9 protein-coding genes are annotated in these 13,203 nt (G+C 57.2%); 4 read left to right on the forward strand and 5 right to left on the reverse strand.

Features of this window, described 5'->3' with window-relative positions:
- Window positions 1-42 precede the first annotated feature (42 nt).
- From ACFVTJ_RS12375 to ACFVTJ_RS12390, 4 genes are all read right to left on the reverse strand, one after another.
- Entirely contained in the window at window positions 43-1,401 is a 1,359-nt protein-coding gene (locus ACFVTJ_RS12375; protein ID WP_386907726.1) for an HlyD family type I secretion periplasmic adaptor subunit, read from the reverse strand.
- 8 nt (window positions 1,402-1,409) lie between these two features.
- Complete coding sequence (locus tag ACFVTJ_RS12380) at window positions 1,410-3,569, reverse strand: type I secretion system permease/ATPase (RefSeq protein WP_386907728.1); 2,160 nt, start codon at window positions 3,567-3,569, stop codon at window positions 1,410-1,412.
- A 68-nt stretch (window positions 3,570-3,637) separates the two neighbouring features.
- Window positions 3,638-5,659, reverse strand: coding sequence for a hypothetical protein (locus tag ACFVTJ_RS12385; protein WP_386907730.1), 2,022 nt, complete (start codon window positions 5,657-5,659; stop codon window positions 3,638-3,640).
- A gap of 147 nt (window positions 5,660-5,806) precedes the next feature.
- Window positions 5,807-6,772, reverse strand: coding sequence for a fibrinogen-binding protein (locus ACFVTJ_RS12390; protein WP_386907731.1), 966 nt, complete (start codon window positions 6,770-6,772; stop codon window positions 5,807-5,809).
- 907 nt (window positions 6,773-7,679) lie between these two features.
- Here ACFVTJ_RS12390 and ACFVTJ_RS12395 point away from each other — a divergent pair.
- Window positions 7,680-8,450, forward strand: coding sequence for a helix-turn-helix transcriptional regulator (locus tag ACFVTJ_RS12395; RefSeq protein ID WP_386907733.1), 771 nt, complete (start codon window positions 7,680-7,682; stop codon window positions 8,448-8,450).
- A gap of 59 nt (window positions 8,451-8,509) precedes the next feature.
- On the opposite strand, the gene ACFVTJ_RS12400 is transcribed toward ACFVTJ_RS12395, so the two are convergent.
- Window positions 8,510-8,857, reverse strand: a complete 348-nt coding sequence (locus ACFVTJ_RS12400) for a hypothetical protein (protein ID WP_386907735.1) — start codon at window positions 8,855-8,857, stop codon at window positions 8,510-8,512.
- A gap of 396 nt (window positions 8,858-9,253) precedes the next feature.
- Here ACFVTJ_RS12400 and ACFVTJ_RS12405 point away from each other — a divergent pair, with 396 nt between their 5' ends.
- Genes ACFVTJ_RS12405 through ACFVTJ_RS12415 form a run of 3 tightly spaced genes read left to right on the forward strand, consistent with a single transcriptional unit; the run spans window position 9,254 to window position 13,192 of the window.
- Window positions 9,254-10,276: a UDP-glucuronic acid decarboxylase family protein gene (locus ACFVTJ_RS12405; protein WP_386907737.1), complete on the forward strand. Its 1,023-nt coding sequence runs from the start codon at window positions 9,254-9,256 to the stop codon at window positions 10,274-10,276.
- A 1-nt stretch (window position 10,277) separates the two neighbouring features.
- The gene (gene galE / locus ACFVTJ_RS12410) at window positions 10,278-11,258 is read left to right on the forward strand and encodes a UDP-glucose 4-epimerase GalE (protein ID WP_386907739.1); all 981 of its coding nucleotides are present in this window, start codon (window positions 10,278-10,280) and stop codon (window positions 11,256-11,258) included.
- Window positions 11,255-13,192 carry a glycosyltransferase family 2 protein gene (locus ACFVTJ_RS12415; RefSeq protein ID WP_386907741.1) on the forward strand — a complete coding sequence of 646 codons (1,938 nt, stop codon included), beginning with the start codon at window positions 11,255-11,257 and terminating at the stop codon, window positions 13,190-13,192. The genes galE and ACFVTJ_RS12415 overlap by 4 nt, the downstream gene beginning before the upstream one ends.
- The last annotated feature ends 11 nt before the right edge of the window (window positions 13,193-13,203 follow it).

Below are 13,203 nucleotides of genomic sequence, written 5' to 3' on the forward strand. Positions count from 1 at the left end.
TCGGCCTAGCCGGGAATGACAGTATACGCCGCTGTTATTTCTTCATCTTTCCTTGAAGGCGCGCGACATGCTGTCAGCGATCGGCTTGGTCAGATATTCGAAGAAAGTGCGCTCCGAGGTCTGGATGAGAACATCTGCCGGCATCCCGGGCACCGGGTGGAAATTATGGACCTTGGCGATTTCCTCGTCAGGTATCTGCACGCGCACGATATAGACGTCTTTCACCTGTAGCCCGGCTGCTTCTTCGATACTGTCCGCCGAGACATAAAACACCTTGCCGTTCAGAACAGGCGTGGTGCGGCGGTTGAGTGCAGAGAGGCGGATTGCGGCGGTTTGGCCCTCATGCAGCTGGTCGATGGATGTTCTGAGCACCTGTGCTTCCAGAATAAGGGGAACATGGGCGGGCAGGATTTCCATGATCGGCTTGCCTGTCGTGATGACGCCGCCTGGCGTATGGTAATAGGCGCGCACGACGGTGCCGTTGACCGGAGAGCGGATGACGGTGCGTTCCAGCACTTCGGCTGCGCCGCGCACCTGTTCGCGGACGCTGTCGAGATCGGATTCCGCGATTTCCAGCGCATCCAGTGCCGCCTGCTTGTTGGCGTTGACGGCAATGATTGCTTCCTGCTTGAATTTGGCGATCTCCGCTTCGCTCTGGTTCATTTCCCCTGTCAGCCGCGCGATATCGCCCATGGCATCGGCAATGGCGCGTTCGAGTGCCAGCATGTCGGTCTTGCGGATGACGCCATCCTTGGCGAGCCTTTCTTTGGAATCGCGTTCCTGTGTCAAAAGCGCAAGCTGCCGGTCGAAGGACTGTTTTTGTCCATCATAGCCCGTATAGCGGAACTCCAGCGACTTGATGTTCTTGTTGATCAGGTTCAACTGCTCCTCCAGCTTCACCAGCTTGCTGTGGAACACGACGTTCTGGCTCTGGATGATCGATTTGATGTCAGGATCGCTTGCCTCCTTCATGACGATGTCAGGGACCTTGAAGCTTTTTTCGCCCTGGGCTTCTGCGCGCAGGCGCGTGACGATGGTTTCGAGACGAAGGCGCCTCAACTGAAACATGCGCTCATTGGCCAGCGCCGTTGTTTTGTCGAGCGTCAGGAGAACGTCACCGACCTTGACCGTGTCGCCTTCGCTGACCATCATTTCCTTGATGATGCCGCCTTCCAGATGCTGGACAACCTTGTTGTTGCCCGTGGCGACGAAGCTGCCCTGGGCGATGATGGCGGAGGAGAGCGGCGCGGTGCCGGCCCAATATCCGAAACCGCCGAAGGAGGCGAGCAGCACCGCAAGACCGATGGAACTGTGAAGCCGTATCGACCGCGGCACCTCGCTGTACCATTCCAGCTGACCCTGGGGTTTGATTTCGGCGATGGCGTTTTTCTTCCTGAACATGATGATCCTCAACCCTCGATCTGCGGCGACTGGCTGGCCGGGCGGCCATTGCCGGAAAGCGCCTTCAGCACGTCCATCCTTTCGCCGAACATGGCGACCGATCCGTCCTTCAGCACCATGATCTTGTCGACACATTGCAGGAGCGCCGGCCGCTGGGTGATGGTGACTGTCGTGATGCCCTGTTTCTTGGCGTGCAGCAGCGCCTTGGCCAGTGCTTGTTCACCCTGCGTATCAAGGTTGGAGTTCGGCTCGTCCAGCACCACGAATTTCGGGTCACCGAAGAAGGCGCGGGCAAGGGCAATGCGCTGTTTCTGGCCGCCCGAAAGCGGTGCGCCATCGGCGGCGACCACGGTTTCATAACCCTGCGGGAAGCCTGCGATCAGTTCGTGCACATCGGCAAGCACCGCCGCTTCGTAAATCTGCCGGTCCTCGACATCGTCGCGCATGCGGCAGATATTGGCCTTGATGGTGCCGGGGAAAAGCTGCACGTCCTGCGGCAGATAACCGATGCTTTCACCGAATTGCCGCTGGTCCCAGTTGCGCAGATCCATGAGATCGAGACGGACATTGCCGGAGGTGGGCAGGATGGAACCCACCAGCATCTTACCGAGCGTCGTCTTGCCGGACCCGGAATTGCCGATGATGGCGAGCGATTCCCCCTTTTTCAGCGAAAAGGAAATGCCGTTCAAAATCACCTTCTTCTGCGGCGGCGGCACGAAAAGGATACGCTCCACATCGAGACGTCCTTCCGGATTAGGCAGGCGCAGGCGCGGGAAGTTGAGCGGCGAATTGATGAGAAGCTGCTTGATGCGGCCATAGGCGGCAGCGGATTTGTTGAACTGGTGCCAGCCTTCGATCGCGCCTTCGATCGGGGCCAGTGCACGGCCGGAAATGATGGAGGCCGCAATGACCATGCCGCCCGTCAATTCGCCTGATAGCGACAGATGCGCACCCCAGCCAAGAAGCGCTATCTGGGTAACCATGCGCGCCGCCTTTGAAACACCAGAAAACATGATGTTACGGTCCTGCGCCGCCACATGGGATTTCAGGGAACCCGCGGTTTCACGGCCCCACATCTTCACGGCTTCCGGAATCATGGCGAGCGCATTGATGATCTGCGAATTGCGCGACATGGAATCGAGATGGAAATTGGCGCGGCTGAGATAGCCCGAGGCCTCCGAGAACTGCCGTGCGGTGAAGCGCTGGTTGAGCCAGGCAATGCCGAAAAGCACTGCGCAGCAGACCATGATGATGATGCCGAGATGTGGGTGGACGAGATAGACCACCACGATGAAGAGTGGCATCAGCGGCGCGTCAAGAAAGGCGATCAGGGTTCCCGATGTCAGGAAGGAACGCAGCTGCTGAAGGTCCTGTAATGTCTGGTAATCCTTGCCGCTGCCATGGAGTGAGGCGCGGGCGGCTGCGGACAGGATCGGCGCCCCGAGCTGTACCTCGAGCTCGACAGCGGTGCGCATCAGGATGAAGCGGCGAATGGCATCCATGAAGGCCTGCAGCAGAACCGCGCCGAGAACGGCGACCGTCAGCATGACAAGTGTGTCCATGGAGCGGCTGGTGAGAACCCGATCGGAAATCTGGAAAAGATAAAGCGGTATGGCGAGCAGCAGAATGTTGATGGCGATGGTGAACAGCATCACCACCACCATGTTTCGTCTTACCGCAGCGATACCCTTGGCGAGGCTTGCGGCGAAATTGATCGGCTCGCTGCGCTTGTGAAAGCCGCTATGGCTTCCGCCACCGCCGCCGCCGCCACCTCCACCGTGATCCTCCGGCTCCTTTCCGCCGCCACCGCCGCCGGGGACTGGTCGGCGCTCGTTTTCGCGGATCGGCCCGCCATTATTCTCAATGGTTTTGACAAAAGGCAGATCGGGGGCGTTTTTCAGCTCCGCATTGTCGATCTTGGCTTTTTGTTCCGGCACGACGGGGCTTTCCTGCGGTGCGCTCCGCAGTTGCGGCGGCTGGGTGGCGTTCGCAGAGGCTGAAGCGTCTTTTGCCGCCTGTTCCATGCCGGACAATTGGCGCAGGTTCTCAACGGCTTCGTTGATCGCGGAAATGCAGGCGTCCGTCAGTTTGCTGTCTTCTGCCTCCTGATCCAGTGGCAAGTCGAGCGAGCGTCCGTCGGCAATGATTTTTCTTGAAATATGATCCATTTATATCGGTCCCCTCGATGATCTTGCGGTATCGGCGGTTTTGCTGGCAGCATTGCCGCCGGCAAAATCTACGCGGTGACCGCTTGCATGACGTCGGATGAATGAGCGTTCGACCACGACATGTCGTGACCGGCATTGATGACGCCATTGGATTCGTTTTCGATGGTTGCGGGGTCGTCGTGCAGAAAAGCGATGACCTCATTGGCCAGTTGGCCTGGCTGTGCGGGCTGTGACGTATCGTTTTCGATGATGCCGCCTTGTATCAGTATCGCATCGGAATAAACGCCGCCGGCGACATAGGTGGTGGTGCCGAAACTGTCGTAGTCGATGATCTGGGCCAGATTGATCACGGCGTTGCTGCCGGTATCGATATGAACGGTGGCACCGTCGTTGTTTTCGAGAACCTTGGACGCAGCCTGGGTCACGTCATCGGAATCGCCGAGTACGCTGACCTGTTTGATGATGCTGACGTCATAAAGGTTGCCGGTGATGTAGAGAACGTTCAATCCCTGATAGCCGGCAAAGTTAGCGTCATGGGCCAGCGCATCCGGCATGTTCGGGTCGCGCTCGTTGATCGCGTTCACCGTCTGGTGCATGTAATCGGGCATCGTCTCGAACCGGTCGTTGCCGCCGACATTGTGAATGGTGGCGTCATTCCAGAGCAGGTTGTTACCGGATTGAACGGTGGCACCATCTGGCGCATTGGAATTGGCGCGTACCCAGTCATTGTCGTAAAGTACGGCGATCTGACTGATGAGGTTCATGTCCAGCACACTGCCGCCGACGATGATCAGGTCATACTGCATGCCGATGCCGAGGAAATTGGCGATATTGAGGGCGGCATTCCCCCCCGTCAGCAGGCTGACACTCGCGCCCGATGTGGTGACCGTCATCGTATCGTTGTCGCTGACGAACTGGTACTGCTCGATCCAGTGGACGAAGGAGACATCCCCCTCCAGCACGCTGACACGCCAGGCTGTGGGAAATATAGGCGGCTCACCCGTCTCGTGGCTGTCCGCTGCGGTATTTTCCGCACCCGGAAAGACGCTGCGCTGGAAGCTGGCGATGTTGTAGGCGGCTGTCTCGGCCTGACTGTCAGAGCGGGTGAAGACAGACGAGATCTCGTCCCGATCGCTATAGATATAGGATTGGGTGATGGCGTCGATCTGGTGATAGTCGCCCATGACCGCCGTCACGGAGGTCATGACGCCGGTGTTGACCAGCGTGGCGATGTTGGCGACCACATTGGCGCCTGCAGCCACATCGAGGCTGTTGCCGGCGGGGCTGTCTTCGTGCAGCGAAACATCGCTTTTTTCCAGCTCTTCCGGCGGCTTGGCAATACCGCGATCCGGCATGAAATCATCGAGCATCGGCTTGTCATAGGCAACCGCGCCATTGATATAGAGGCCGTTTATATCGTTGCCCGCGAGAACAAAATCCTGATCCGCACCGGTGCCGAGTGAAGTCACATCGTTTTCACGGGCATGATCGATATAGTCGTGCACGGTTTTGGCCAGCGCCTGCAATCCCTCGTAGCTATCCGTTCGCTGGAAGACCGAAAAGGGTGTGAAGACGGACGCTTCAGTGTAGAATTCGACGGTGCGTTCGGTCACGAAACTCGTGTCGCGGGCCACATTCGGGCCATCCGTCATGTTCAGATAGTCGTCATCCTGAAGAATATTGACCTGCGCAACATGCGCGGCAATGGAGCCGGGGCCGGTATGAACCACCAGTTCCCGCTCGTTTTCGAAGGAAAGACGACCTGGAAAACGGAAATTAGCGGCGGAAATATCGACGGGTATGGCATTCGCAAACTGCTGCATGTCGTATTCGACAGGGCGCACGAAATTTGAGCGGATATAGTCGAAATCGTAATAGCCGGCGCGGTATTTGACGTCGGGATCGTAATCCTGAAGCGGAACGTCGTAGTTTTTGTCGAGAAGCTTTGCGGCTTCATCGTCCGGCAGGCGGTCCGGATTGGAATGCGCCGGGCCTTCGCTATAGTTCGTTCTCAGGCGCGCTTCCTCGATCACCGTGTCGAACAGGCCGATGAAATGCGCGATCATGTCTGAAATTCTGTCGATCGGCATTGGAGTCCCTCCCTGATCATCGCGGCAGGACCCTGAAGTGGCGGGCACGCATCTCAGAGGTGGTGCTTCACGTCGCCAAGCCCGGTCTTTTAACCGCGAACTGCACCGGCGGGTGCCGGTGCAGCTCTTTTCGTAGAGAGGTGATTATCAGGAGTGATCTTCACCAACGTCCGAAACACTGGAGTTGCCGCCCGTGATCGTGACGTCAACAGCGTTGGAGAGCATGTTGGCGCCCTGTACGAGTTCCAGATGGAAGCCGGAGTTCGCAAGGATTGCCGATGCATCTGCCGTGCTGGCATTGGTGACATCGTCGCCGGCCTTGAGGTCCCAACCCTTGCCGTCCATACCTTCGGCACCATAGGCGTCACCGGCATTGGCGCTCAGGTGGTTTTCAGCGCCACCGTTCTGCATCTTGATGTCGTAGGCCTGATCCTGATCTGCCAGATGGTTGGCCTGCACCAGGCTGAAGCCGGTGTCATTGCCATCGCCATTCAGCGAGGAGTTGAGGATATTGTCGACGTCGAGAGTGAAGGAGAAGTCGTCGCCCAGGTTAAAGGTGAGATCTCCGCCTGCGATGCCGAGGTTGCCGACATCCTTGACGCCTGCGATGTTGCCGAAGTCGTCATCCGACTTGTAGTAACTGTCAGCGGAATTGAAGCTGTCGGTGGTCGTCGACACCTTGGTGGAGGTGTCGTTGTCGGAATAGGTGAAGGTCTTGTTGTCCGAATCCGTGACAGTCTTCACATTGGTGTCGTTGTCGCTGTACGACTTGCTGTCGTAGCTCCAGTCGTAATCGGACTTAATGTTGGTGTTGGTTTCCGTGCTCGTCTTGGTGGTCGTGTCGTTGTCGCTGTACGACTTGCTGTCATAGCTCCAGTCATAGTCGTTATCGCGATTGTCACCATTGCCGACAGCAACATCCACCTTCGCGTCGATATCGACATCCGTGTTGGTGCTGTTGTTGCTGTTGTCGTTGTTGCGGTTTTCGCCGTTTGCGGTGCCGACATTGCTGTCGTCTACCTTGGCGTCATTGGTCGAGGTATTGGCAAAACCCTCGGAAAGAGCGCCGATCTTGGTGATGTCGTCGCCAGCAGGCTGTGGATTGTAACCCATTTCGATTTCCTCCGAAAAAGCTCGGAGCAGCTTTCGAAATCCCTCTCATCTCAAATGGGATTTTATCGCGCTTGCTCCGGGTCGCATAGTGATTGATGTTTTGCAGATGCACTCGGTACGCATCATCTGCGGTTCGGTATCGGCCCGTGACCGGGCTCTCGTCGTTCAGCCCTTGTGCCCCACTCGGTAAAAAAGGCGCACAAATCCGTTCCTCGCTCCAATGGGGAGCGCGGTGGCTTCGTCTTTTTTTGCTTGCATGTTTCTTGAAAAGAGACCGGCGTTTTCAAACACACGTTAAAGCCGGCAAAGTCTTTTCATCGGTCGCCGTTGAGCGACGGTCAGACTGTGCCGCAGAAAATTTTGGCTTCCTAGATATCAATTCGGGTTAAACACATCGGTTCTTACTCCGAATATATATGTCGCCCCGGCCGTGATAGGAGTCTGTACGCCCGGTTGGAGGTGGAAAAAGTCCCGTTGGAGCAGGGCAGGCGGCCATTTCTGAAAACATGGTTTATTTCGGCGAGAAAGCGCCCGTATCCCGAAAAGAAACAGCTTCGGACTATGTTCGACGACCTGCTATGTAAAGGGATATCAACTAAAAGTTATGTTTTGCCGGATTGCAAAACCACAGGGAAAGCTTTTCCGATGTGTTTGTTTTCGCAGTGGTTCCGGGGTTAACGATTCTATCGGCTCGTAACCTATTTTGTATGTCAATTGTAAAAAATAACCCGTTTGGGCCATTTATTTACACAGCTTTTCGTATTAGCTTACGTTAATTAACGGGTGATTAATGATAGTTGACATGGCCTGAGGCGGGAAGCGCCCCTAAACTTTAAGGGGAGGCCTGGCGAACGACAGACTGCACAACCAAAAGAAAGTAATGCGTAAGCGCTTTAGGGAGGCGTCAATGTTCATGGGAACGTCAGATTATGCAGCCAAACAAAAAAATGCCGTTGCTCCTATAAATGGAACTTTATTGATCATAGCGGACCCGGATCTGTTTTCCGAGTGCCTCACGGAGGCGTTGGGCAAAAAGTTCCCCACGTTCGCGGTGGTGAGCATAAAGTCGTCGGCGGAGATCGACGATGATTACGGTAATAACGTTCGTCTCGTCTTGCCTTACCGGATGTCTGGAGAACGGCTTCACGCCGTTCTCTCGCAAGTCAGGGAAAAGCACCCCGATGCGCCGATTGCGCTTGTCGTAGAGACCATCGATAAATTCGAGGAGCCGCTGAAGCGGTTGGTGGGAATGCGCGTCATCGACGGCGTGCTGCCGCTTAATCTGCGGCTCGATGTCTTCATGGCCGCGGTCGATCTGCTTATGAAGGGGGGAGAGCATTTTCCCGCCGCTCTTCTCGGCAAACTCACGCCTTATTCGCCGCCCGTCAGCGGCAAGGGCCTTCAAAACAACGCGGTGATCGCCAACCGTGCCGACGCCCTTGCTGCGAGCAAGAGCGAAATGGCGGCGCTGACGACACGCGAGGTGCAGATCCTCGACCTTTTGTGCAAGGGCACGCAGAACAAGATCATTGCTGATCGGCTGCACCTGTCCGAGAACACGGTCAAGGTTCACGTTCGCAACATCTATAAGAAAATGAACGTGCGCAACCGCACGGAGGCGGCTTCACGCTTCTTCCATAAGGATGAAGACGCGACCTTCTCCGGCTGGAAGAACTGAGCGTCAGGCCGGCCTCGGCCGACCGGACGCCAGTTGCCTCCAGGATTTATGCCCGAGGCTCAAGGCCTCAGGAAACAGCGGGATTTCTGCCCGAATCCGCTCGGCGAGCAGATATAGGGAGAAGAACCGAAATAGGAATGTCGTGACACAGCAGGTGTATCCGAAGCATCGGCAACAAGCGTAACGGCGGCGTTGCCCGTTTTTTGATAACCGTAGGACGCCTTCGCCGGAGCAACCCGGCTCTTGATCGTTGTGGCATCGGCAGACGCGGTCTTGATAAGAACGGCGTCTTCGACAACGGAACATGAGGCCGTCGCGAAAGTGAATGTCGCAAGCGCTGCGGCAACAAGCGCGAAGCGACAATGGTGGGCTGCTTTGCCGCTATGGGAATAAGGCATGTCATTCATCGTGTGTGTCCCCTGAAATCGACTGTCTGTCGCATCTCGCCGGGCGGTTTTGTTCCCGGTGGACCGAGCCTTACAAAACCAGGATAGCCCCGACTGGTTGAGCGAAGCTTGCGCTCATGCTCGATAAGAAAGGCATAATGGAGGCATAGTTAAAAAGTATTAAAGCAAGGGGCTATTTTGAGTAATTTTGGGTAATCAATTGTAATATTTCGATAAAATGAAGTTGACCTGTTTTTTGCCGCGCCTATCATCAAAGTGGAAATTTATCGAATGTGAATATTAAAACCTCAGGAAGAAGAAAAAATCGAGGAATGATATTCGAATAGCATGAAATCGGGAGTTTAATTCAGCGTAGTTGAATCGGTTGTGCTGATTCAGCGTGGGGAGGTGTGTGTTATGCGTAATTTCGTTCCCAACGATCATGACAACGGTGTTACCATCTATTCAGAATGGAAACCTGGGCAACGCGTTCTTGTTAATGGTGGGGCTGGTTTCCTTGGATCCCATCTTTGCGAGCGTCTGCTGAGCAGCGGCCACGAGGTTATCTGTCTCGATGATCTTTCGACGGGCCGCACGGCGAATGTCGCCCATTTACGGGACAATAAGCGGTTTTTGCTGGTCGAGCACGACGTGCGCAAGCCCTATGACATCGATGTCTCGCTGATCTTCAACTTCGCCTCGCCGGCGTCGCCGCCCGATTACCAGCGCGACCCCGTCGGTACGCTTCTCACCAATGTGCTCGGCGCGGTCAATGTGCTGGAGGTGGCGCGCAGATGCGGTGCAACCGTCGTGCAGTCGTCGACATCGGAAGTCTATGGCGATCCCCATGTCAATCCGCAGCCGGAAACCTATTTCGGCAATGTAAATACAATCGGGCCGCGAGCTTGTTACGATGAGGGGAAACGCAGCGCCGAAACATTGTTTTTTGATTATCACCGCTGCTACGACGTCGATATCAAGGTGGGGCGCATCTTCAACACCTATGGGCCGCGCATGCGTCCCGATGATGGACGTGTGGTTTCGAACTTCATCGTCCAGGCGCTGAAGGGCGACGACATCACCATTTACGGCGATGGCAGCCAGACCCGCTCCTTCTGCTATGTCGACGACCTGATCGACGGTTTCCTGCGCTTCTCGGCCAAACCGAAAGATTGCACCGGGCCGATCAATCTCGGCAATCCCGCAGAAATTCCGGTGCGGCAGCTGGCCGATATCGTCATCCGCATGACGGGTTCGCGGTCGCGGATCATCCATCTGCCTGCCGCGATTGATGATCCGCAGCAGCGTCGCCCCGACATTTCGCGGGCAAACGAGCTGCTGAGATGGCAGCCGCGTGTACCGCTCGAAACCGGCCTGGAAAGAACCATCGCCTATTTCGATGCGCTGCTGGCCGGCAGGAAAGTGGCGGAGGCCGTATGATATGCCCCGCGCAATCCTCGTCACGGGCGGGGCCGGATTCATAGGCAGCCACATCTGCAAGGCACTGGCGCAATCCGGCTTCAAGCCCATCGCTTACGACAATCTCTCGACGGGTCACGCGGATTCCGTTCGCTGGGGGCCCTTTATCCAGGGTGACATTCTCGATGGTGCCCTGTTGAAAGCTACGCTTCGCGAATTCTCGCCGGCCTTCGTCATCCATTGTGCGGCCAACGCCTATGTCGGCGAATCCGTCGAGGATCCGCGCAAATATTATCGCAACAATGTCGGCGGCAGCCTTTCGCTGCTGGATGCCTGTCTCGACCAGAATATCGGGCTGGTGTTTTCCTCCAGCTGCGCCACCTATGGCGTGCCGCCGCAATTACCGATCCGCGAGGAAACGGCGCAAATGCCGGTCAATCCTTACGGGCGCACCAAGCTGATCTTCGAGATGGCGCTGGAGGATTATGCCGCCGCTTATGGCCTGCGTTTCGTGGCGCTGCGTTATTTCAATGCAGCGGGCGCCGATCCTGACGGCGAGCTTTACGAACGCCATGAACCGGAGACCCATCTTATCCCCCGGGCGCTGATGGCCGCCGCAGCACGGTTGCCCCAACTCGATGTTTTCGGCGCGGATTACGACACCGGCGACGGCACCTGCATTCGCGACTATATCCATGTGAGTGATCTCGCCGATGCTCATGTGGCCGCTGTCAATTATCTTGTCGATGGCGGCGAGACGCTGCGTGTCAATCTCGGCTCCGGTCACGGCACATCGGTTGGAGATATCATCAGGGCGATCCATCGGGTGACCGGGCAGGAAGTGCCGGTACATTTCGGCGCAAGGCGCGCCGGCGATCCGCCCGCGCTCTTTGCTGACATAAGACGCGCGGAAGAGACGCTGGGCTTCACCCCGAAGCGTTCGGATATCGACACCATCATCCGCACGGCCGGTCCCGGTTTCGGGCTGGAGGTGCGGTCATGAAGACGCGCTCGACGCCCTCCGTTCCATCGGCCCGCGCGATCTCGGCGACCGGCGACCTGCGCATGTTGCCTGTTTTCAGCGGCTGGAACCGTTTGGCCTATCGTCTTGGTATTGGCGGCTGGCTGGTGACACTCGCCTGGTTCTGGATCTGGTGGCTCGATCGTGATCGCGTCATCGACTGGCCCTATTACACGGTCGTCACGATAACGCTCGCGTGGATCACGATTCTGCCGTCCTATTTCATCTTCATTTTTTTGAATGCGAAGATAGTCGATCCGCATTCTCCGCTGCCGCAGGGCAGGGTGGCGATGGTGGTGACCAAGGCGCCGTCGGAACCATTTGCCGTGGTGGAAAAGACGCTGCTGGCCATGCTGGAGCAGAAGGGACTGGAATTCGACGTCTGGCTGGCCGATGAGGCCCCGGATGCACACACACTGAAATGGTGTGGGGCGCACGGCGTTTTCGTTTCGACCCGACAGGGCGTGGCGGACTATCACCGCAAGACCTGGCCGCGGCGCACACGCTGCAAGGAGGGCAATCTCGCCTATTTCTATGATCACTATGGTTACGAGCGTTATGATTTCGTCGCTCAGTTCGATGCCGATCATGTGCCCGAACCGGATTATCTGCGCGAGATCATGCGTCCGTTTGCCAATCCGGCAGTTGGATATGTCTCAGCCCCGAGTATTTGCGATGCCAATGCTGACCAGAGCTGGGCGGCGCGCGGCAGGCTCTATGCTGAAGCAAGCCTGCATGGTGCGCTGCAGCTCGGTTACAATAATGGCTGGGCGCCGCTTTGCATCGGCTCGCATTATGCCGTGCGCACGAAGGCCCTGCGCGAGGTCGGCGGCCTCGGGCCGGAGCTTGCCGAGGATCATTCCACCACGCTGCTGATGAATGCCGGGGGTTGGCGCGGCATCCACGCCGTCAACGCCATCGCCCACGGCGACGGGCCCGTGACCTTTGCCGATCTCATCGTGCAGGAATTCCAGTGGTCGCGCAGCCTGATGACCATTCTTCTGCAATATTCGCGGCAATACGTGCCGAAGCTAACCCCACGGCTGAAGTTCCAATTCCTGTTTTCGCAACTCTGGTATCCGTTGTTTTCCGGCTTTATGGCATTGATGTTTGTGCTTCCGGCCGTTGCGCTGGTGCGAGGCCATGTTCTGGTCAACGCGTCTTATCCAGCGTTCCTGACGCATTTCCTGCCGGTTTCGCTGATCATGATCGTGTTTGCCTTCTTCTGGCGGGCCACGGGCGCATTCCGCCCACACAATGCGAAGCTTTTCAGCTGGGAAGCCATGGTGTTCCTGTTCCTGCGCTGGCCCTGGTCGCTGATGGGTGTGCTGGCAGCGATACGGGACACGGTCCGTGGTGACTTCGTCGATTTCCGCATCACGCCCAAGGGCACGCAGGCAAAACCGCCGCTGCCGCTGCGGGTTGTCGCGCCATATATGGTCCTTGCGGCACTCAGCCTTCTTGCCATGGTTCTGGCACCGCGGGAAAACGGCGCGGAGGGGTTCTTCATCTTCGCCGCCATCAATGTGGCGATCTATGCGGGCCTGTCGGTGTTCCTGCTCATCCGCCATGCAATGGAAAACGGTTTGCCGAAGCTGCCGGCCCTGCGCGGTGGCGCAAGTGCCGCCGCCTGTTCCCTGCTGCTGGTGGCCGGGAGTGCTGCCGAACTTAGCTCCCATGCGATCGGTGGGCTGGAAGCCCTGTCGCACGGGCAGCCCTATGTCAGTTTTACCGAAACGCGGTTCACGGTCGCCGGTGCGGGCGTGGAAGGCGCAAGATCTGTACGGCTGAAACTACGCATCGCCCTGCCGGTATTGCGTGGACCGCAGGACATGCAGGCGGAACCTGTCGTTGCGCCGCCGCCGGCGGTGGCAACTGGAGAAATCATGCTGGCCGACAATAGGGTCGGACAATGAAGGAGGAGGCT

The organism is Agrobacterium sp. NPDC058088, from assembly GCF_042885035.1.
GTDB lineage: Bacteria > Pseudomonadota > Alphaproteobacteria > Rhizobiales > Rhizobiaceae > Agrobacterium.

Coding starts and splice junctions, on each gene's coding strand:
- ACFVTJ_RS12375 (WP_386907726.1), bottom strand. CDS start 1,401: ATGTTCAGGAAGAAAAACGCCATCGCCGAAATCAAACCCCAGGGTCAG.
- ACFVTJ_RS12380 (WP_386907728.1), bottom strand. CDS start 3,569: ATGGATCATATTTCAAGAAAAATCATTGCCGACGGACGCTCGCTCGAC.
- ACFVTJ_RS12385 (WP_386907730.1), bottom strand. CDS start 5,659: ATGCCGATCGACAGAATTTCAGACATGATCGCGCATTTCATCGGCCTG.
- ACFVTJ_RS12390 (WP_386907731.1), bottom strand. CDS start 6,772: ATGGGTTACAATCCACAGCCTGCTGGCGACGACATCACCAAGATCGGC.
- ACFVTJ_RS12395 (WP_386907733.1), top strand. CDS start 7,680: ATGTTCATGGGAACGTCAGATTATGCAGCCAAACAAAAAAATGCCGTT.
- ACFVTJ_RS12400 (WP_386907735.1), bottom strand. CDS start 8,857: ATGAATGACATGCCTTATTCCCATAGCGGCAAAGCAGCCCACCATTGT.
- ACFVTJ_RS12405 (WP_386907737.1), top strand. CDS start 9,254: ATGCGTAATTTCGTTCCCAACGATCATGACAACGGTGTTACCATCTAT.
- galE (WP_386907739.1), top strand. CDS start 10,278: ATGCCCCGCGCAATCCTCGTCACGGGCGGGGCCGGATTCATAGGCAGC.
- ACFVTJ_RS12415 (WP_386907741.1), top strand. CDS start 11,255: ATGAAGACGCGCTCGACGCCCTCCGTTCCATCGGCCCGCGCGATCTCG.